Below are 19461 nucleotides of genomic sequence, written 5' to 3'. Positions count from 1 at the left end.
ACGGCGAACCTGCAGCGTCCACCTCCATCGCCCACACCCTGTACTACCACCGGCAAGCACCTTTCATGAAGCGACTCTGGCTGTTGTTTTCCCAGTCCGTGACGGTCCTCGTTGCGGCCTACTTTGTTGTCGCCACGCTCCAGCCCGACTGGCTGGGCCGGGGCACCACGCGCTCCGGGGCGGGTATTGCGCTGCTGGAGGCCCCTGCCACGCCGCCCTCGCAGCCTGCGGCGGGCAGCTTCAGCGGTGCGGCGCGCAAGGCGGCACCGGCCGTGGTCAGTATCAACACCAGCAAGGAAGTGCGCCACCCGCGCAGCAACGACCCCTGGTTCCAGTTTTTCTTTGGTGACCAAGGCAGCCAGGCGCAGGCCGGCCTGGGCAGCGGCGTGATCGTGAGCCCCGAGGGCTACATCCTCACCAACAACCATGTGGTGGAAGGTGCTGACGAGATCGAGGTGACCCTCACCGACAGCCGCCGCGCCCGTGCGCGCGTGATCGGCACCGACCCCGACACCGACCTGGCCATCCTCAAGATCGAACTGGACAAGCTGCCCGTCATCGTGCTGGGCAACTCCGACGCCTTGGATGTGGGCGACCAGGTACTGGCCATCGGCAACCCCTTCGGCGTGGGGCAGACCGTGACCAGCGGCATCGTGAGCGCGCTGGGCCGCAGCCAGCTGGGCATCAACACGTTTGAAAACTTCATCCAGACCGACGCGGCCATCAACCCCGGCAATTCGGGCGGTGCGCTGGTCGATGTGAACGGCAACCTCATGGGCATCAACACCGCGATCTACTCGCGCTCGGGCGGCAGCATGGGCATCGGGTTTGCCATTCCGGTGTCCACAGCCCGCATGGTGCTCGATGGCATCGTGAAGGACGGCCAGGTCACGCGCGGCTGGATTGGCGTGGAGCCCAACGAGCTGTCGCCCGAACTGGCAGAAACCTTTGGCGTCAAAAAGGCCACCGAGGGCGTGATCATCACCGGCGTGCTGCAGGACGGCCCCGCCGCCCAGGCTGGCATGCGCCCGGGAGATGTGATCGTGAGCGTGGACGGCAAGAGCGTGGGCAATGTGTCGCAGCTGCTGACCGCCGTGGCGGCACTCAAGCCGGGCCAGGCTGCGGCGTTTGATGTGCAACGGGCCGATAAGCGCGTGGAGCTGAGCATCAACCCAGGCGTTCGCCCCCGGCCACAGCGCAATGTGAGGCGCTGAGCCCCTTCAGCGAGCCCGGCCCTGCCCGGTCATCGCCGGGCGGGTACAAGCCGTCACCATTGCCGATCGAGGGCGAAGCAGGCGAAGGTCGTCGGCTTTGGGGCCCCTCTGGCAGGGCCAAACCGCGGTGAAGAACAGGCCAACCGAAAGGGTCCAGATGCGGGTGAGGAGTGTCCCTTCCTCTGAAGAGGCTGCAGTCCTCACAGCACTATAAAAAACATAGCTGCCAGCGCATATCACACTAGCGCTTGCAGCTATTTCTATTGTTTTTTCTGTCTCATCGCCCAGGTGGAGGCCCACGGACGCGATCTGTGCATCACCCCCAACGCAACCCCACCAGCCTGCGGGGCTGGCAGGTCAGGATGCGGAAGCGGATTCCCCGGGCTCTTCGGGCGCCTGGGTGTGCTTGATGAAGATCTGCGCGGCCCAGATGCCCACCTCGTACAGCAGGCACATGGGCACGGCCAGCGACAGCTGCGACACCACATCGGGCGGTGTCACGACGGCGGCCACCACGAAGGCCAGCACGATGAAATAGCCGCGAAACTCGCGCAGCTTTTGCACGCTCACGATGCCCATGCGGGCCAGCACCACCACGGCAATCGGCACTTCAAACGCCATGCCGAACGCCAGGAACATGGACAGCACAAAACTCAGGTAGGCCTCGATGTCAGGCGCGGCCGTGATGCTCTTGGGGGCAAAGCTCTGAATGAACGCGAACACCTGGCCAAACACCAGGTAGTAGCAAAACGCCACCCCGATGAAGAACAGCAGCGTGCTGGACACCACCAGCGGCAGGACCAGTTTTTTCTCGTGCGAATACAGGCCGGGCGCCACAAAAGCCCAGATCTGCCACAGCACAAAAGGCAGCGCGAGCAGGAACGCCGACATCAGCAAGATCTTGAGCGGCACCATGAACGGCGAAATCACCGAAGTGGCGATCAGCGTGGCCCCCTTGGGCAGGTGGGCTACCAGAGGGGCGGCCAGAAAGTCATACAACGCGCCGGGACCCGGGAAGAAGAACAGGATCGCTGCCGCAATGGCGATGGCGATCATGGCCTTGACCAGCCGGTCGCGCAGCTCCATGAGGTGCTGTACGAACGGCTGTTCGGTGCCGGCCAGTTCGTCTTCTTTGGTGGGGGTTTCGGACATGGTGGGTTTTCGTGGGCGTCAGAGCCGCCCATGCAGCGCACGGGGCGCCGCAGGCTGCGTCAGTGGAATTTTTGGGGGCGGTAACGTGCTACGCGGGCTGCGCCGGACTGTGCCTTGGTGCGCACACCACTGCGGGCCTTGTACCACTGGGGCACCGCACCACGCTTGAGGCGCCAGTTCTTGCCGGGGTGCTTGTAGGCAGGCACCACGGCCGCCTGCTCCCGCAGGTCGGCGTTGTTGCTGGAATCGATGGCATCGGTCCAGTCTTTCTCGAACTCGCTGGCGCTGGTCTGGATGGTGTTGTGCACGTCGCGCGCGGCGTTCTCCACCGTGTCCTTCATCTTCTTGAGCTCATCGAGCTCCATGGACCGGTTGACCTCCGCTTTCACGTCGGACACATAACGCTGCGCCTTGCCGAGCAAGGTGCCGACGGTACGGGCCACACGGGGCAGCTTCTCGGGGCCGATGACGATCAACGCCACGGCGCCAATCAGCGCCATTTTGGACAGGCCAATATCAATCATGGATCAGGCGCCAGCGCAATGCAGGCCAAGGCAGCGGGTCGGCAGCACCAGCTCAGCTCTTTTGCTTGGCTTCGACATCGATGGTGGTCTTGTCGGCGGCCTGGCTGTTGGCCACCTGGCCAGCGGGGGGCGTGGCAGCAGCAGGTGCGTCAGACGAGCCATCCTTCATGCCGTCCTTGAAGCCCTTGACGGCACCGCCCAGGTCGGAGCCCATGTTCTTGAGCTTCTTGGTACCGAACACCATCACAACGATCAACAGCACGATCAGCCAGTGCCAGATGGAAAAAGAGCCCATGAAATATCTCCTAACGAATTGCAATCATTTTAGACGGGGGGCGCGACAGGAGTTCAGTGCCGGGGCAAGCCGACACCTCTCAACATGGCACGATCGTCAGCCTGGTTCAGCCTTTGAGCCACGGACGGGGGCCGCCCATGACATGGATATGCAGGTGGTGAATTTCCTGCCCACCTTCAAGCCCCGTGTTTACCACGACGCGAAAGCCACCATCCGGGTACGGGTTGCAGCCCTGCTCCAGTGCCAGCTTTGGCGCCAGCGCCATCATGCGCCCCAACACCCCGGCATGCTCCGGGGTGACCTGTGCCATGGAAGGGATATGCAGCTTGGGCACCATCAAGAAATGCAATGGCGCCCACGGGTGGATGTCGTGGAAGGCGAAAATTTCTTCGTCCTCATAAACCTTCTTGGAAGGGATCTGGCCCGCGATGATTTTGCAGAAAAGGCAGTTGGGATCGTGCATGGGAGGGATCGGAGCAAAGGGAATCTGGGGTACAGGCGCGGATCAACCCTGAGGGCGCCTCGCGCGTGAGCTAGGCATTGTCAGCGATCTTGATGCTGGGGCGCACGCCCACGTCCTTGCGGTGCGCGTGCAGCCACTCCTGCCCCGCTGTGCGACCGAGCGCAAACAGCTTGCGCACAAAGGCCAGGTCCGCACGCAGCTTGCTGTCGGCCCCGAAGGGCTCCAGCACCGAGCCACCATCGATGCGGTGCATGCGCACGCTCTTGTAGCGGCGGGCGTCGAGCTTGCCCTCGGCGAGCAGGCGGCGAACGAACTCGATGGCGCGCAGCTCGGCCAGCAGGCTGGCGTTGAAGGTGACTTCGTTCATGCGCTCCATGATCTCGGAGGCGCTGCTGGGCACGTCCAGATGCTCCACGGGGTTGATCTGCACCAGCAGGATGTCCGAGGTATCGGTCTGGTAGATCAGCGGGTGCAGCGCGGGGTTGCCGGAATAGCCGCCGTCCCAGTACGCCTCACCATCGATCTCGACCGCCTTGAACAGCATGGGCAGGCAGGCCGACGCCATCACCGCATCCGCGCTGAGCCGGGGCCCAAAAAAAATCTCGCCCCGGCCGGTGCGCACGTTGGTGGCACACACAAACACCTTGGGGCCGACGACGCCGGTGCGGGCGGAGCACAGCAGGCTGAAATCCACCTCACGCTCCAGCAGCTTGCGCAGGGGGTTAATCCCCAGCGGATTGGTCTGGTAGGGCGAGAACCACTGCGACATCATGCCCACCAGCGGATTGGCGGCAGACAACGGCGTTCCCCAGGTCAGGCTGCCCAGCGCGCCCACCCCTTCCCACAGGCGGGTGAGCGATTCGCGGGCCAGGGCGCAGCCAGCGAGGTGGGCGTCTTCGGGGTCCTTGTGCTGCTGCGCGGCCTGCGCAAACCCGTGCGCCAGGGCCACCGCGTTCATGGCGCCTGCGCTGGTGCCACTGACACCGTCGAACTGCCACTGGCCGTCCTCCAGCAGCGCATCCAGCACGCCCCAGGTGAGCGCGCCGTGCGAGCCGCCGCCCTGCAGCGCCAGGTTCAGACGCGGGCGGGGACGGACTGCTTCATGCATCCACGGCCTGGCTCTTGTTCATGGCGACCATGCCGCGCACGATGCGGTACAGGAACCAGATGGAGATCAGGCCCCAGGCGATCCAGCCGGGCAGGAAGAACAGCAGCCACAGCGGCGCCGTGACGATGTAGAGCACGCCGGCCCAGATCACGGTGCGGATGCGCCATGAGAAATGGTTGGCCTGCCAGGTGCCTTCGGCATCGCCTTTTTTCACCAGGTCGATCACCAGCGCTACGATCAGCAGCGCAGCGCCGGGCTGCGCGCCCGGGATGACCGCCCCCAGCGCCACGATCAGGTGCAGCACATAGCTGACCCAGCCGATGGCCTTGAGGTCCTCGGCCTTCTGGTCGTTGGTCTGCACGTCAATGATGTCGCTCACGGTGTGCCTTCTTCGGCAGCGCGTTCCGCCACCTTGCGCAGTGCCTTTTCCTCGATGCCGCTGGTGCCTTCGCGGCGCTCCAGCTCGGCCACCACATCGGCGGGCGTGAGCCCGTAATGGGCCAGCGCCACCATGGTGTGGAACCACAGGTCGGCCACTTCATAGACGATCTTGGACTTGTCGGCGCCATGGTCCACATCCTTCGCGGCCATGACCACCTCGGTGGCTTCTTCACCGATCTTCTTCAGGAAGGCATCGGGCCCCTTGTGCAGCAGGCGCGACACGTAGCTGGTGGCCGGGTCGCCGCCATTGGCGGGCTTGCGGCTTTCGATGACGGCGGCCAGGCGCGCCAGGGAATCGTGGGAACTCATGCTCTTGTCGTCCATTGCCATTACTTGTAGATGGATTCGGGGTCTTTCAAGACCGGATCGACCGCGTGCCAGGCACCGTCCTTGAGCACGCTGAAAAAGCAGCTGTGGCGGCCCGTGTGGCAGGCGATGCCGGGCTCGTGGCCCTGCTGGGTGACCTTGAGCAGCACCACGTCGTTGTCGCAGTCCAGGCGGATCTCATGCACCGTCTGCACGTGGCCGGACTCTTCGCCCTTGAACCACAGCTTTTTGCGCGAGCGGCTGAAGTACACGGCGCGGCCCAGTTCAGCGGTTTTCGCCAGGGCCTCGCGGTTCATCCACGCAAACATCAGCACGTCGCCCGTGCCCTGCTCTTGCGCAATCACGGGCACCAGGCCCTGCGCATCCCATTTCACTTCGTTGAGCCAGTTCATGGGGCCATTGTCGGTGATCCGTGTGGCGCGCCAGTGCCAACCAGGGCGCGCACCTGCACTTTTCAAGTGTTTTTGACTGCAAGCGCAAGTATTACATGCGCTTGCAGCTATCAAATCAGGAGTAAATGCCGATCACATCCGCACGGGGATGCCACGCTCTGCCATGCGCTGCTTGGCCTGGCCCACGGTGTATTCGCCGTAGTGGAAGATGCTGGCGGCCAGCACCGCGTCGGCGCCGCCGGTCTGGATGCCGTCGGCCAAGTGGTCAAGGTTGCCCACACCGCCCGAGGCGATCACGGGCACGCTGACAGCGTCACTCACCGCGCGGGTCAGTTCCAGGTCAAAACCCGCCTTGGTGCCGTCGCGGTCCATGCTGGTCAGCAGGATCTCGCCCGCACCGCGCTGCGCCATCTCGGTGGCCCAGGCAATGGCGTCCAGGCCGGTGTTCTTGCGCCCACCGTGGCTGTACACGTCCCAGCCCGCCCCCACGGGCTGGCCGTTGGCACCCAGGCGCAAGGCGTCTTCGGCAGAGCGGCGCTTGGCGTCGATGGCCACCACGATGCACTGCGCGCCGTACTTGGCCGACACCGCGTTGATCACCTCAGGGTTGGCAATCGCGGCCGAGTTGAAGCTGGTCTTGTCCGCGCCGGCATTGAGCAGGCGGCGCACATCGTCCACGGTGCGCACGCCACCACCCACGGTGAGCGGAATGAACACCTGGCTGGCCACGGCCTCGATGATGTGCAGGATGAGGTCACGGCCATCGCTGGTGGCGGTGATATCGAGGAAGGTGAGCTCGTCAGCACCTTGCGCGTTGTAGCGCGCAGCAATTTCGACCGGGTCGCCTGCGTCGCGCAGTTCGACGAAATTGACGCCCTTGACCACACGGCCTCCGGTGACGTCCAGGCAAGGGATGATACGTTTGGCGAGCATGCGGTCCTTAGCCGTTCAGTTCGTCGGCACGTGCTTGTGCCGCCGCAAAGTCCAGGTCGCCGCTGTAGATGGCGCGGCCGCAGATCACGCCCTCCACGCCCTCGTCTTCGACGGCGCACAGCTGCTCGATGTCGGCCATGTTGGACAGGCCGCCCGAGGCGATCACAGGGATACTCAAAGCCTGGGCCAGCTTCACCGTGGCGTCGATGTTGATGCCCGACAGCATGCCGTCGCGGCCGATGTCGGTGTAGATGATGGATTCGACGCCCCAGTCCTCGAACTTCTTGGCCAGGTCCACGACCTCGTGGCCGGTGAGCTTGCTCCAGCCGTCGGTAGCCACCTTGCCGTCCTTGGCGTCGAGCCCCACGATGATGTGGCCGCCGAACGCGCTGCAGGCGTCTTTGAGGAAGCCGGGGTTCTTCACGGCCGCCGTGCCGATGATCACGTAGCGCAGGCCGCCGTCGATGTATTTCTCGATGGTGTCCAGGTCGCGGATGCCGCCGCCCAGCTGCACGGGGATGTCGTCACCCACCTCTTTCAGGATGGACTTGATGGCGCTGTAGTTCTTGGGCACGCCCGCAAACGCACCGTTCAGGTCCACCAGGTGCAGGCGGCGTGCGCCGGCATCCACCCATTTGCGCGCCATGGCGGCAGGGTCTTCACCAAAGGTGGTGGATTGGTCCATATCGCCTTGCTTGAGGCGTACGCAGTGGCCGTCTTTGAGGTCGATGGCGGGGATGAGCAGCATGGTGGTGAAGTTCGGGTGAAAAAGGGCGAGACGCAGCTCGGCCCGAACGGGTGGGGGTTAAGGGATCAGGGATTCCAGTGCAGAAAATTGCGGTACAGGACCAGGCCGTGCTCCGCGCTCTTCTCCGGGTGAAACTGGGTGGCAAAAATATTATCGCGTGCAACCGCGGCAGCAAACAAACCGCCGTAGTCGGCCTGCCCGGCGCAATGGGCAGGATTTTGCGGCACAGCGTAGAAACTGTGCACGAAGTAGAAGTAACTGTTGTCGGGCACACCGGCCCACACCGGGTGCACGCCGCCGCCGTGGTGGGCGTGGGGCATCTGCCGCACCTGGTTCCAGCCCATCTGTGGCACCTTGAAGCGGCTGCCATCGGGCTGGGTGCAGCCTGCCAGGTCAAACTTGAGCACATCGCCAGGGATCAGGCCCAGGCCGGGCGTGTTGCCTTCAGCGCTGTGGTCCAGCAGCATCTGCATGCCCACGCACACGCCAAACATCGGCTTGGTGGCAGCGGCTTCGAGCACCGATTCCTGCAGGCCAGACTCGCGCAGCTCGCGCATGCAATCGGGCATGGCGCCCTGCCCTGGCAGCACGATGCGCTGGGCGGCGCGCACGTCTTCGGGGCGCTGGGTGACGACCACGGTCCAGCCCGAGCCCTCGGCGGCGGCCTGCACGGCCTGCGACACCGAGCGCAGATTGCCCATGCCGTAGTCCACGACCGCCACTGTTTTTGCTTCCATATTCATAGCTGCTAGCGCATACAAATCAGGCGCTTGCGCCTGATTTGACTGAAAAATTCACAGAGAACCCTTGGTGGAGGGGATGACACCGGCCGAGCGCGGATCACGCTCCAGCGCCGCACGCAGCGTGCGTCCGAACGCCTTGAAGATGGTCTCGCACTGGTGGTGTGCGTTGACGCCCTTGAGGTTGTCGATGTGCAGCGTCACGCCCGCGTGGTTCACAAAGCCCTGGAAGAACTCGAACACCAGTTGCGTGTCGAGCTGGCCGATGCTCCCGGCCGTGAACTTCACGTCCATGTGCAGCCCGGGGCGGCCCGAAAAATCGACCACCACGCGCGACAGCGCTTCATCCAGCGGCACGTAGGCGTGGCCGTAGCGGCGGATGCCTTTCTTGTCGCCCACGGCGCGCGCAAAGGCCTGGCCCAGGGTGATGCCCACGTCTTCCACCGTGTGGTGGCCGTCGATGTGCAGGTCGCCTTCGCAGTCGATGTCGAGGTCAATCAGCCCGTGGCGGGCGATCTGGTCGAGCATGTGGTCAAAGAAGCCGATGCCGGTGTGCAGCTTGGCCTGGCCGGTGCCGTCGAGGTTGATGCGCACACGGATGCGCGTCTCGGCGGTGTTGCGGCTGACCTCGGCAATGCGGTCGGCCATCGGGTCAGCCGATGGGGCGGAAGGTACGAGTGCGGAGGAAGTCATAGGGAGGCTTGGAGTGCGGCCAGCATCTGCGCGTTGTCTTCGGCATTGCCTACCGTCAGGCGCAGGCAGTTGGCCAGCAATGGGTGCATTGTAGAAACGTTCTTGACGAGCACCTTGCGGTTTTTCATGCCCTCGTAGGCCTTGGCGGAATCCGCCACACGGATCAGCACCATGTTGGCCTCGCTATCCCAGCACTTTTCGACTCCCGGCATCTGGCGCAACGCGGCGATGAGCGTGGTGCGTTCGACACGGATCTCGGCGGCCTGGGCGGCAAACACCTCGGCATGTTCCAGCGCAAACAGGGCGGTTTCGCAGTTGAGCACACTCACGTTGTAGGGCGGGCGCACCTTGTCGATCTCGCTCACGAACGCCGAGGGTCCGATGAGGTAGCCCAGGCGCACGCCCGCGAGGCCAAACTTGCTGAGCGTGCGCATGAGCAGCACGTGCGCATTGCGCGCAGGCTCGGTACGCATGCGGTCGATCCAGGTGCGGCTGGCAAAAGGCTGGTAGGCCTCGTCCATGACCACGATGCCGCCCTGCGCGCCCGCAGCGTCGATGATGCGCTGCACCGCGCCCTCGTCCCACAGCGTGGCCGTGGGGTTGTTGGGGTAGGCGATGTAGGTGATGGCCGGGCGGTGCTGTTCGATGGCAGCCAGCATGGCAGGCTCGTCCAGCTCGAAGTCGGGCGTGAGCGGCACGCCGACAAAGTCCAGGCCCTGCAGCTGCGCCGACAGCGGGTACATCACAAAACCGGGCATGGGTGCCAGCATGGTGGCGCGCTGACCCGTGCCCGGCTGTGCGCAGGCCAGGGCCAGCAGGGTGATGAGTTCGTCCGACCCGTTGCCCAGCACGATGCCATAGCCCTCGGGCATGCCCGCGTACTGCGCCAGGGCCGCCTTCAGGTCGGCAATGCGGTCGCCGGGGTAGCGGTTGAGTGCCACCGAACCCAGGCGCTGGCCCAGCGCGGCCTGCAAATGCGCGGGCAGGCGGAAGGGGTTCTCCATCGCGTCCATCTTGAGCATGCCGGTGGACGGCTGCACGACATAGGAATGCATCGCGCGCACGTCAGGGCGGATGCGGGCCAGGGCCTGGAGGGGGGACGACGCGGGAGTAGTCATTCGGTGGTGTCCAGTTCGTTGGGGGTGACAAGGAAAGGGTTGATGGGGCGCACGGCGTCCATCGGCTGATCGTGCGGCAGTGCCTCGGTCAACAGGTAGCGGCAGCCTTGCTGGTGGGCGGACGAGAGGATGAGTGCATCCCAGTAGCCCAGGCGGTAGCGGTCCTGCAGGTCCCAGGCGCCGTCCACGGTGTAGGAGTCCAGGTGCGGCGGCAGCCACACGCGCAGGCGGCGCACCTGGGCGCGCACCTGCTGTAGCACCTGCGGGCCATCAAAACGCTGGATGGCCTGGTTGTACAGCTCGTTGAGCACCTGCGAGCTGATGCGGCCGCTGCGCGTCTGCCAGCAAAAGCTGATCCATTCGCGCGCCCGCGCCTGGCGCTCAGCATCGCGGTCGTCCACGCTGGCGAGCAGGATTTCGGTATCGACAAAGATGGGGACGGTGGCCATGTGTTCTGCCCCGTTCAGCGCAGAAACAGGGTCTCGCGGGGCACGTACGGTCCGCTGGACGCGCCCCAGGATTCAAACCCCAGTGCCTCGCGCATGGCCTGGGCGTAGGCGTCTTCCTGGCGCATCTTTTCGGCAAGCCATTCACCGAGCAGGCGGGACACGCTGCTGCCGCGCTTGGCGGCTTCCACGCGCACCCATTCGGCAACGGTGTCGTCCATGGTCACGGTGATGTTTTTCATGGGTTAAATATTACACGAACTTCGTGCGCCACGAACTTCGTGTTGATTAAAACACCACATTCAAGCTGCTTTGCGGGGCGCCCCGCTTTGCAGCATCTGGCACGCCATGTCCCCCACGGTGCGCAGCGCCTCCAGGTGGGCGGGCGTCCAGTCGCCCCCCACGCCGATGCGCAGGCAGTTGCGGAACCGTCCGCTGGCGCTGAACACCGTGCCGGGTGCGATCAGGATCTGCCGGGCCAGGCAGGCCTCGTGCAGTTGCACCGAATCGAGCGAGCGCGGCAGCTCCAGCCACAGCAGCAGGCCGCCGGGCGGGTCACTCACGCGGGTACCCTGCGGGAAGTGCGCGGCAATCACATGGCGCACCTCGTCCATGCGCGCCGCCACGGCCGCGCGCAGCTGGCGCATGGCGGCGGCGTGGCCCGCCTGGGTGATGAGATCGGCCAGGGCCAGTTCCAGCACGGCGGACTGGCCGCCCGCCTGCAGGTCCTTGATGGCGCGCAGCTTGTCGGCCCAGCGGCCAGCCTCCAGCCAGCCCAGGCGCAGGCCTGGCGCCAGCGTCTTGGAGAACGAGTCGCACAGCATCACATGGCCGGTGGTGTCGTACGACTTGACGGTGCGCCGCATCTCGTCCACCTCGACCAGGTCGTTGTAGATCGCGTCCTCGATGACCGCCATGTCGTACCGCGCCGCCATCTGCACCAGGCGCTTGCGCTCGGCCTGGGGCATGCAGCTGCCCAGCGGGTTGCTGAGCGTGGGCACCACCATCACCGCCTTGACGGGCTGGGTGTCCAACGCCAGTTGCAGCGCATCCAGCGAGAGGCCGTTGCGCGGGTGGGTGGGAATCTCCAGCGCCTTGAGGTGCAGGCCCTGCAGCACCTCCAGAAACGAAAAATGCGTGGGCGACTCCAGCGCCACCACGTCGCCCGGCTGCGTCACCGCGCGCAGGCACAACGCAATGCTGTCCATGCAGCCCCCGGTGATCACGATGTTCTCGGGGTCCAGGCTGCAGCCCAGGCTGACGGCATAGCGCGCCAGCGCGCGGCGCGCGTCCTCATGGCCCGACGAACCGGGGTAGGTGCACAGCAGGTTGCGGTGGCGCTGCGCGGCGCGCACCACGGCGCGGCGCACGCGGTCAGGGTTGAACAGCTCGGGGCCAGGCGTCCCGCTGCTGTACGAAATGATGTCCACCGGCTGGTTGCGCCCCAGGATGCGCTGGCCCAGCCAATCCACCGACACCTCGCGGGGGCGGCGCATCGGGCGCGGCGTGCTGGGCTCGGGCAGGCTCACCGGCCGCGCCGCCACAAAAAAGCCGGAACGCGGGCGCGCGGTGATCAGGCGCGCATCTTCGAGCCAGTGGTAGGCCTGCACCACCGTGGTCTGCGCCACGCCGTGCTGGCGCGCCAGCTCACGCACCGAGGGCAGCTTTTCGCCGCGCGCCAGGGTGCCGTTGCGGATCAGCTGAGCAAACTGTTCGGCGATTTGAAGGTACAGCGGGGGTGCGTCATCGGTGGCCATGCTGCATTCTGTACTGGCACCTTGGCCGGCAGACAGTACAGAGACTGCCCAGTGCGTACAGTACAGATGGGCCGGTTCGCTGTTCTGTACTGGGCCAGATCGTACGCGCCTGTGGCTGGTGGCCCACGGCAGCTGGCCGCACAGTGAAGGCATGAACACGCTGCACACCCCCACCCCACCGTCGCCCACGCTGCCCACCCAGCCTGCGGTGCCCCTCACCCTGCAATGGAAGCGCCAGCCCCTGCCGCCGCTGCAGGCCGTCCAGGTGCTGGACTTCCGCGCGGGCGAGATCGCCCTGCTCGAAGTCGAACAGGGCCGCGTCTGGGTGACCTGTGATGGTCTGCTGGAGGATTATTTTCTGGAGGCTGGACAGCGCCTGTCGTTCGCCGGACCGGTGCGGCTGCGCGTCAGCGCCGAAGGCCACCGGCCTGCACGGCTGAACTGGGCGCAGCACCGGGCCATGGAAGGTGCCGCGTATCCGCCAGCGCCCTCCACAACCGCAGCGCCGGCCGCAACCCCTCAGCCCAGGACAGCAGCCCCCACGCAGGGCGCCCTGCCCCGGGGTGCCATCAGCGCGGCTTGACGGGCGTGGTCAGCCGCATCTCTGCGGCTTGCGCGTGGGCCTGCAGGCCCTCGCCATAGGCCAGCTCGGCGGCGATGGTGCCCAGCACCTGGGCCCCGGCCTCGCTCACCTCGATGAGGCTGCTGCGTTTCTGGAAGTCGTACACGCCCAGCGGCGACGAGAAGCGCGCCGTGCCACTGGTGGGCAGCACGTGGTTGGGGCCTGCGCAGTAGTCGCCCAGGCTTTCGGAGGTGTAGGCCCCCAGGAAGATCGCGCCCGCATGGCGCAGCAGCGGCTCCCAGCGGTGTGGGTCGGTGCTGCTCACCTCCAGGTGTTCCGGTGCGATGCGGTTGCTGATCGCGCAGGCTTCTTCCATATCCTTGGTGAGGATCAGCGCGCCCCGGCCGGTGAGGCTCTTGGCGATGATCTCGGCGCGCGGCATGGTAGGCAACAGGCGGTCGATCTCGCGCTGCACGGCGTCGAGGTAGGCGGCGTCAGGGCACAGCAGGATGCTCTGCGCCAGCTCGTCATGTTCGGCCTGGCTGAAGAGATCCATCGCCACCCAGTCGGGCGGCGTGGTGCCATCGGCCAGCACCAGGATTTCGCTCGGGCCCGCGATCATGTCGATGCCCACGGTGCCGAACACGCGCTTCTTGGCGCTGGCCACGTAGGCGTTGCCGGGGCCGGTGATCTTGTCCACCTTGGGTACGGTGGCCGTACCGTAGGCCAGCGCCGCCACAGCTTGCGCGCCGCCGATGGTGAAGGCGCGGGTCACACCGGCCACGTAGGCGGCGGCCAGCACCAGCTCGTTGCGCTCGCCCTTCGTCGAGGTGCCCTCGCCAGTTCCGCCGGTTGCCACGCTGCCGCGCACGGGCGTGGGCACAACCATGATGATTTCCTGCACGCCCGCCACATGGGCCGGGATGGCGTTCATCAGCAGGCTCGACGGGTAGGCGGCCTTGCCGCCGGGCACGTAGATGCCCACACGGTCCAGCGACGTGACCTTCTGGCCCAGCAGCGTGCCGTCTTCGTCGCGGTAGCTCCAGCTCTCGCCCGAGGCCTTCTTCTGCGCTTCGTGGTAGCTGCGCACGCGCTTCGCTGCAGCCTGCAGGGCGTCGCGCTGAGCCTGTGGAATGGCGTCGAACGCGGCCTTGAAGTCGGCCTGGGTCAGCTCCAGCGCGGCCATGTCGGGCGCAGAGAGGCCGTCGAAGCGGGCGGTGTACTCCAGCACCGCCGCGTCGCCGCGCTTTTGCACGTCGGCCAGGATGTCGGCCACGCGCTGCTCAATGGCCGCGTCGGTGTCGGCAGACCAATGCAGGCGGGCTGCAAAATCAGCCTCAAAAGTGGCCGCAGCGGTGGACAGACGGGCGGGAGCAGCTACCAAAGTCATAGTGTCAGTCGTTGGGTGGAGGTCAGTTCTTTTCGGCCGGTATGGCCGAGGCAAACGCATCGATGATGCGGCGCAGCGGCGCCTGCTTGAGCTTGAGCGCGGCCTGGTTCACGACCAGGTAGGAGCTGATGTCCATGATGCGCTCCACTTCGATGAGGTTGTTGGCCTTGAGGGTGTTGCCGGTGGAGACCAGGTCCACGATCGCATCGGCCAGGCCCGTGAGCGGCGCCAGTTCCATGCTGCCGTAGAGCTTGACCATGTCCACGTGCACGCCCTTGCTGGCAAAAAAGTCGCGCGCAATGCCGGTGTACTTGGTGGCGACCTTGAGGCGCGAGCCCTGCTTGACGGCCTGGGCGTAGTCGAAGTCGTTGCGCACGGCCACGCTCACGCGGCACTTGGCAATGCGCAGGTCCAGCGGCTGGTACAGGCCCTGGCCGCCGTGCTCGATGAGCGTGTCCTTGCCAGTCACGCCGATGTCGGCGCCGCCGTATTCCACATAGGTGGGAACGTCGGTGGCGCGCACCAGCACCACGCGCACATTGGGCTGGTTGGTGGGGAGGATGAGCTTGCGCGATTTTTCGGGGTCTTCGAGCACCTCGATGCCTGCAGCGGCCAGCAGCGGCAGGGTTTCGTCAAAGATGCGGCCCTTCGAAAGCGCCAGGGTGATCATGTTGCTGCTCATGCTTTTACTCGTTCGATGTCGGCGCCAATGCCGCGCAGTTTGGCTTCCATGCAGTCGTAGCCGCGGTCCAGGTGGTAGATGCGGTCCACCACGGTCTCGCCATCGGCCACCAGGCCGGCAATGACGAGGCTGGCGGAGGCGCGCAGGTCGGTGGCCATCACGGTGGCGCCGGACAGGCGGGGCACTCCTTCGATGACCGCCACCTTGCCATCCACCTGAATTTTGGCGCCCAGGCGAACCAGCTCGTTGACGTGCATGAAACGGTTTTCAAAAATCGTCTCGGTCACCGTGGCCGTGCCCTGGGCGATGCAGTTCAGCGCCATGAACTGGGCCTGCATGTCGGTGGGGAAACCGGGGTACTCCGTGGTGCGAAAGCCCTGGGCCTTGAGCGTGGCGCCGCCAGCGCTTTGCACGCGAATGCCGCCGTCCACCGCCTGCACGGAAGCGCCGGCCTCGCGCAGCTTTTCGATCACGGCGTCGAGGTGGTCGGCACGGCCATGGCGCAGCACCACATCACCGCCCGTGGCGGCCACAGCGCACAGGAAGGTGCCGGCCTCAATGCGGTCGGCCACCACGCGGTGGGTGCAGCCGTGCAGCTGGTCCACGCCCTGGATGCGGATGCGGCTGGTGCCGTGGCCTTCGATCTTCGCGCCCATGGCGATCAGCATCTCGGCCAGGTCCGAAATCTCGGGCTCTTGCGCGGCGTTTTCCAGCACCGTCTCGCCCTCGGCCAGCGCAGCGGCCATGAGGAAGTTCTCGGTGCCCGTCACCGTGACCATGTCGGTGGTGATGCGCGCGCCCTTCAGGCGCTTCCAGCCCGCGGGCAGCTTGGCGATCATGTAGCCGTGTTCGACCACGATCTCGGCGCCCATGGCGGCCAGGCCCTTGATGTGCTGGTCCACCGGGCGCGAACCGATGGCGCATCCGCCGGGCAGCGACACCGTGGCCTCGCCAAAGCGCGCCAGCAGCGGGCCCAGGGCCAGCACAGAGGCGCGCATGGTCTTGACCAGTTCGTACGGGGCTTCGGGCGTGCTCAGCGCGCTGGCGTTGATATGCACGGTGCCGTCGTCGGCCCGCTCCGCCGCCACGCCCATGTTGCGGATGAGCTTGAGCATAGTGCTCACGTCCTGCAGCTGGGGCACGTTGAGCAGGGTCACAGGCTCGGCCGTGAGCAGGGCGGCACACAACTCCGGCAAGGCGGCGTTCTTGGCGCCGGAGACCAGCACCTCGCCTTGCAAGCTGCGTCCGCCGCGAATCAGGAGTTTGTCCATCTCAAATCACCAAAAATAGGGGTCAAAAGTGCCGCTTGCGCTAGTGGAATATGCGCCAGAAGCTATCAAAAAGTGAGTATTCCGAGGCTACTGCGCCTGGGCGGCCCATTCGGCCGGGGTGAAGGTTTTCATCGACAGCGCGTGCACCTCGTCGGTGTGCATTTTCGCGCCCAGCGTGGCGTACACGCGCTGGTGGCGCTGGATGGCGCGCTTGCCCTCGAACTCGGCCGAGACGATGGTGGCATACCAGTGGCGGCCATCGCCTTCGAGCGTGATGTGTTCGCAGGCCAGGCCGGCAGCGATGATGTCTTTGAGTTGGTCAGCGGTCATGGAGGGGCGCTCGGAATCAGTTACGGATTTTGTAGCCCGTGCGCAGCAGGTGCACGGCCAGCGCGCTGACGGCCAGCCAGGCGATGCCTACGATGCCCAGACTGAGCCAGGGCGAGGTGTCGCTCTGGCCGAAGAAGCCGTAGCGAAAGCCATCGATCATGTAGAAAAACGGGTTGAGGTGGCTCACGGCCTGCCAGAACGGCGGCAGCGACTGGATCGAATAGAACACGCCCGACAGGAAGGTCATGGGCACGATGATGAAGTTCTGGAACGCGGCCATCTGGTCGAATTTGTCGGCCCAGAGCCCCGCAATCAGCCCCAGCGTGGCCAGCAATGCCGCGCCCAGCAAGGCGAAGGCCAGAATCCACAGCGGCGCAGCAAATTCGGGCCGCGCAAACGCTAGCGTGACGATGAACACACCCAGGCCCACCACCAGCCCGCGCACGATGGACGAACCCACGTAGGCGCAGAACCAAGCCCAGTGCGACAGCGGCGTGAGCAACACAAACACCAGGCTGCCCATGATCTTGCTCTGGATGATGCTGGACGAGCTGTTGGCAAAGGCGTTCTGCAGCACGCTCATCATCACGAGGCCCGGCACAAGGAAGGCCGTGTAGCTGATACGGTCGTAGACCTTCACATGGTCTTCGAGCACATGGCCGAAGATCAACAGGTATAGCACGGCCGTGAGCACGGGAGCCGCGACGGTCTGGAAGCTGACCTTCCAGAAGCGCAGCACCTCTTTGTAGAACAGGGTCTGCCAGCCGGTCATAGCGCAACGCCCTCCAGTGGGATGTTGGAAGCCGATGTGCCGGACATCACCTGCAGGAACACATCCTCCAGATCGGGTCGGCGAATCTCCATGTCCTGCACCTCGACCCCGGCCACGCGCAACGCAGCCAGGTGGTTTTCGATCTCTGCCGCGTCGTGCGCGGGTAATTGCACGATGCGACCGGTGACCCGCGCCACGGCGGCCAGTGCGGGCGGCAGGGCCGTGTCGGTCTTGAACTGCAGCACGCTGCCCGAGGCGGCCTTGAGCAACTCGCTGGTGCGGTTGAGCGCCACCACCTGCCCCGCCTTGAGCATGGCGATGCGGCCGCACAGGGCCTCGGCTTCTTCGAGGTAGTGGGTGGTGAGCAGCACGGTGTGCCCCTCCTTGTTCAGGCGGGCGATGAAGTGCCACAGCGTCTGGCGCAGTTCCACATCGACACCGGCCGTGGGTTCATCCAGAACGATGATGGGCGGCTTGTGCACCAGGGCTTGTGCCACCAGCACACGGCGCTTCATGCCGCCCGACAGCTGGCGCATGTTGGCGTTGGCCTTGTCGGCCAGGCCCAGGTTTTCGAGCAGCTCGTCGATCCAGGCGTCGTTGTTCTTCACGCCGAAGTAGCCCGACTGGATGCGCAGCGCCTCGCGCACGTTGAAAAAGGGGTCGAACACCAGCTCTTGCGGCACGATGCCCAGCTTGCGGCGGGCGTCGGCGTACTGGGCCTGCACGTCGCTGCCCTGCACCAGCACGCGGCCGCTGGTGGCACGCGCCAGGCCCGCGAGGATGCTGATCAGGGTGGTTTTGCCGGCACCGTTGGGGCCGAGGAGCCCGAAGAACTCGCCCTCCTCAATGTCCAGATTGACCTGGTTCAGTGCCTGAAAAGGGCCTTTGGGCGTGGCAAAGGTCTTGGAGATGGCTTGGAAGGAGACTGCGGGCATGAAGCCTTCGATTTTAAGGCCTCAGCCCTCGGCGGGCGGGGCGGCCGCTTCAATGGCCCCTGGCGGGCGCTGTGGGCCCTCAGCTTCATGGCTTGGGGGCAGAGCCACCCGGGACCATGAAAGCTATTTCATATCAAGGTGCGGCGACCAGCAGCGCATCCACCCCATACAACCCTGCCATGCCCGCCAGACCAGCGGGCATGCCTTGCACGGCAAACTGCTTGCCTTCGGACAGGGCTTCACGCCGGCATTCGAGCAGCACGGCCAAGGCCGAGGTGTCGAACACCGTCAGCCCATGGGCATCCACCACCACCGCGCTGTCGCGGTGCACCCGCAACCCCTGCTTGAGCATGTGCAGGCAGGCAGTAGCCTGGCGGTGGGTGAGTTCGGGGGGCAGCACCAGCATGACGAGGGGGCTGTCAGCCCTTGGCAGTGCCCGCATTGGTCTTGTTGCGGGCGGCCAGTGTCTCGATCAGGCCGTCGATGCCCTTGGCATTGATCTCCTGCGCGAACTGGCCTCGGTAGGTTTCCACCAGCCAGACACCCAGCACATTCAGGTTGTAGATCTTCCAGCCTGCGCCATCACCAGGAGTCTTTTCGAGGCGGTAGTCGAGCTGGATGGGGTCGCCCCGGCCCACGATTTCGGTGCGCACCAGCACGTCCTTGTCTTCGGCGGCTGCGCGCAGGGGCTTGACCTGGATGCTCTGGTCATTGACCTGGGCCAGCGCACCGGCATAGGTGCGCACCAGCAGGATCTTGAACTCGTCCTGCAGGCGTTTTTGCTGCTCGGGCGTGGCCTGGCGCCAGCCGGGGCCGACGGCTGCGGCCGTCATGCGGCGGAAGTTGACGTTGGGCATCACCGTTTTATCGACCAGGGCGATCACCTTGCTCAGGTCCCCGGCCTGGATGGCCTTGTCGGACTTCACCGTGTTGAGCACATCGGCGGAGAGCCGCTTGATCAGCGCGTCGGGCGCCTCGTCGGCCGCGAGGGCAGACAATGGCAGGCTGAGCACGGCACTGGCTGCAATGCAAAGGGCGGCACGGCCCAGGGAACGTCGGTTCATCATCTTCTCGGCTTTCATCGGTGCGGGCTTGTGCCCGTCAAATCATTGTGGAGGTGCAGGCCCACTGGCATGCGTCGCAGCGGTTGCGGATTGCAAGCAAGTGC

26 protein-coding genes are annotated in these 19461 nt (G+C 65.4%); 2 read left to right on the top strand and 24 right to left on the bottom strand.

Going from position 1 to position 19461, the window contains the following annotated elements; translation table 11 throughout:
• Positions 1-65 precede the first annotated feature (65 nt).
• Positions 66-1214, top strand: coding sequence for a trypsin-like peptidase domain-containing protein (locus ASD75_RS18110; RefSeq protein WP_056060267.1), 1149 nt, complete (start codon positions 66-68; stop codon positions 1212-1214).
• Positions 1215-1571: 357 nt separating this feature from the next.
• Here ASD75_RS18110 and tatC read toward each other — a convergent pair whose 3' ends face one another.
• From tatC to ASD75_RS18030, 16 genes are all read right to left on the bottom strand, one after another.
• The gene (gene tatC / locus ASD75_RS18105; RefSeq protein ID WP_056060263.1) at positions 1572-2366 is read right to left on the bottom strand and encodes a twin-arginine translocase subunit TatC; all 795 of its coding nucleotides are present in this window, start codon (positions 2364-2366) and stop codon (positions 1572-1574) included.
• A gap of 59 nt (positions 2367-2425) precedes the next feature.
• The gene (gene tatB, locus ASD75_RS18100; protein WP_056060260.1) at positions 2426-2890 is read right to left on the bottom strand and encodes a Sec-independent protein translocase protein TatB; all 465 of its coding nucleotides are present in this window, start codon (positions 2888-2890) and stop codon (positions 2426-2428) included.
• A gap of 52 nt (positions 2891-2942) precedes the next feature.
• On the bottom strand, positions 2943-3185 hold the full coding sequence (gene tatA, locus ASD75_RS18095) for a Sec-independent protein translocase subunit TatA (RefSeq protein WP_056060256.1): 243 nt from the start codon (positions 3183-3185) through the stop codon (positions 2943-2945).
• 106 nt (positions 3186-3291) lie between these two features.
• Positions 3292-3648, bottom strand: coding sequence for a histidine triad nucleotide-binding protein (locus ASD75_RS18090; RefSeq protein WP_056747263.1), 357 nt, complete (start codon positions 3646-3648; stop codon positions 3292-3294).
• A gap of 70 nt (positions 3649-3718) precedes the next feature.
• Entirely contained in the window at positions 3719-4756 is a 1038-nt protein-coding gene (locus tag ASD75_RS18085) for a patatin-like phospholipase family protein (RefSeq protein WP_056747262.1), read from the bottom strand.
• Positions 4749-5135: a hypothetical protein gene (locus tag ASD75_RS18080; protein WP_056060250.1), complete on the bottom strand. Its 387-nt coding sequence runs from the start codon at positions 5133-5135 to the stop codon at positions 4749-4751. The genes ASD75_RS18085 and ASD75_RS18080 overlap by 8 nt, the downstream gene beginning before the upstream one ends.
• A complete protein-coding gene (locus ASD75_RS18075; protein WP_043566048.1) occupies positions 5132-5506 on the bottom strand; it encodes a phosphoribosyl-ATP diphosphatase in 375 nt (124 codons plus the stop codon). The genes ASD75_RS18080 and ASD75_RS18075 overlap by 4 nt, the downstream gene beginning before the upstream one ends.
• A 20-nt stretch (positions 5507-5526) precedes the next feature.
• Positions 5527-5916, bottom strand: coding sequence for a phosphoribosyl-AMP cyclohydrolase (gene hisI / locus ASD75_RS18070; protein WP_008905178.1), 390 nt, complete (start codon positions 5914-5916; stop codon positions 5527-5529).
• Positions 5917-6048: 132 nt separating this feature from the next.
• Positions 6049-6849 carry an imidazole glycerol phosphate synthase subunit HisF gene (hisF, locus tag ASD75_RS18065; protein ID WP_056747261.1) on the bottom strand — a complete coding sequence of 267 codons (801 nt, stop codon included), beginning with the start codon at positions 6847-6849 and terminating at the stop codon, positions 6049-6051.
• A 7-nt stretch (positions 6850-6856) separates the two neighbouring features.
• Positions 6857-7597: a 1-(5-phosphoribosyl)-5-[(5-phosphoribosylamino)methylideneamino]imidazole-4-carboxamide isomerase gene (hisA, locus tag ASD75_RS18060; RefSeq protein ID WP_056060243.1), complete on the bottom strand. Its 741-nt coding sequence runs from the start codon at positions 7595-7597 to the stop codon at positions 6857-6859.
• 65 nt (positions 7598-7662) lie between these two features.
• A complete protein-coding gene (hisH, locus tag ASD75_RS18055) occupies positions 7663-8340 on the bottom strand; it encodes an imidazole glycerol phosphate synthase subunit HisH (protein ID WP_056747260.1) in 678 nt (225 codons plus the stop codon).
• Positions 8341-8391: 51 nt separating this feature from the next.
• Positions 8392-9030, bottom strand: a complete 639-nt coding sequence (hisB, locus tag ASD75_RS18050) for an imidazoleglycerol-phosphate dehydratase HisB (protein WP_056747259.1) — start codon at positions 9028-9030, stop codon at positions 8392-8394.
• The gene (hisC, locus tag ASD75_RS18045; RefSeq protein WP_056747258.1) at positions 9027-10148 is read right to left on the bottom strand and encodes a histidinol-phosphate transaminase; all 1122 of its coding nucleotides are present in this window, start codon (positions 10146-10148) and stop codon (positions 9027-9029) included. The genes hisB and hisC overlap by 4 nt, the downstream gene beginning before the upstream one ends.
• Positions 10145-10597 carry a PIN domain-containing protein gene (locus ASD75_RS18040; protein ID WP_056747257.1) on the bottom strand — a complete coding sequence of 151 codons (453 nt, stop codon included), beginning with the start codon at positions 10595-10597 and terminating at the stop codon, positions 10145-10147. The genes hisC and ASD75_RS18040 overlap by 4 nt, the downstream gene beginning before the upstream one ends.
• A gap of 14 nt (positions 10598-10611) precedes the next feature.
• Positions 10612-10836: a hypothetical protein gene (locus ASD75_RS18035; RefSeq protein ID WP_015012682.1), complete on the bottom strand. Its 225-nt coding sequence runs from the start codon at positions 10834-10836 to the stop codon at positions 10612-10614.
• Between the two features lie 60 nt (positions 10837-10896).
• Positions 10897-12351, bottom strand: a complete 1455-nt coding sequence (locus ASD75_RS18030) for a PLP-dependent aminotransferase family protein (RefSeq protein WP_056747256.1) — start codon at positions 12349-12351, stop codon at positions 10897-10899.
• Between the two features lie 151 nt (positions 12352-12502).
• Between ASD75_RS18030 and ASD75_RS18025 the strand changes: the two genes are divergently transcribed.
• Positions 12503-12934 (top strand): DUF2917 domain-containing protein, encoded by a 432-nt coding sequence (locus ASD75_RS18025; RefSeq protein WP_056747255.1) that lies wholly within the window; start codon positions 12503-12505, stop codon positions 12932-12934.
• Here ASD75_RS18025 and hisD read toward each other — a convergent pair.
• The 8 genes from hisD to ASD75_RS17985 form a co-directional block, all read right to left on the bottom strand.
• Positions 12921-14303, bottom strand: coding sequence for a histidinol dehydrogenase (gene hisD / locus ASD75_RS18020; RefSeq protein WP_056747254.1), 1383 nt, complete (start codon positions 14301-14303; stop codon positions 12921-12923). The genes ASD75_RS18025 and hisD overlap by 14 nt on opposite strands.
• A 22-nt stretch (positions 14304-14325) precedes the next feature.
• Complete coding sequence (gene hisG / locus ASD75_RS18015) at positions 14326-14985, bottom strand: ATP phosphoribosyltransferase (RefSeq protein ID WP_233584296.1); 660 nt, start codon at positions 14983-14985, stop codon at positions 14326-14328.
• Positions 14982-16256, bottom strand: a complete 1275-nt coding sequence (gene murA, locus ASD75_RS18010; RefSeq protein ID WP_056747253.1) for a UDP-N-acetylglucosamine 1-carboxyvinyltransferase — start codon at positions 16254-16256, stop codon at positions 14982-14984. Before murA ends, hisG begins: the two co-directional genes overlap by 4 nt.
• 87 nt (positions 16257-16343) lie before the next feature.
• Complete coding sequence (locus tag ASD75_RS18005) at positions 16344-16586, bottom strand: BolA family protein (protein WP_010462096.1); 243 nt, start codon at positions 16584-16586, stop codon at positions 16344-16346.
• Between the two features lie 16 nt (positions 16587-16602).
• Positions 16603-17358, bottom strand: a complete 756-nt coding sequence (locus tag ASD75_RS18000) for an ABC transporter permease (RefSeq protein WP_056060224.1) — start codon at positions 17356-17358, stop codon at positions 16603-16605.
• Entirely contained in the window at positions 17355-18293 is a 939-nt protein-coding gene (locus ASD75_RS17995) for an ABC transporter ATP-binding protein (RefSeq protein WP_015012675.1), read from the bottom strand. Before ASD75_RS17995 ends, ASD75_RS18000 begins: the two co-directional genes overlap by 4 nt.
• Positions 18294-18426: 133 nt before the next feature.
• On the bottom strand, positions 18427-18699 hold the full coding sequence (locus ASD75_RS17990) for an STAS domain-containing protein (RefSeq protein WP_056747252.1): 273 nt from the start codon (positions 18697-18699) through the stop codon (positions 18427-18429).
• Positions 18700-18712: 13 nt separating this feature from the next.
• Positions 18713-19360, bottom strand: coding sequence for a phospholipid-binding protein MlaC (locus tag ASD75_RS17985; RefSeq protein WP_056747251.1), 648 nt, complete (start codon positions 19358-19360; stop codon positions 18713-18715).
• Between the last annotated feature and the right edge of the window lie 101 nt (positions 19361-19461).

It is taken from the genome of Acidovorax sp. Root568, assembly GCF_001427445.1.
Lineage (GTDB): Bacteria > Pseudomonadota > Gammaproteobacteria > Burkholderiales > Burkholderiaceae_C > Acidovorax > Acidovorax delafieldii.
The sequence above is the reverse complement of the archived record's forward strand: the minus strand, read 5'-3'. Positions and strand labels throughout refer to the sequence as shown.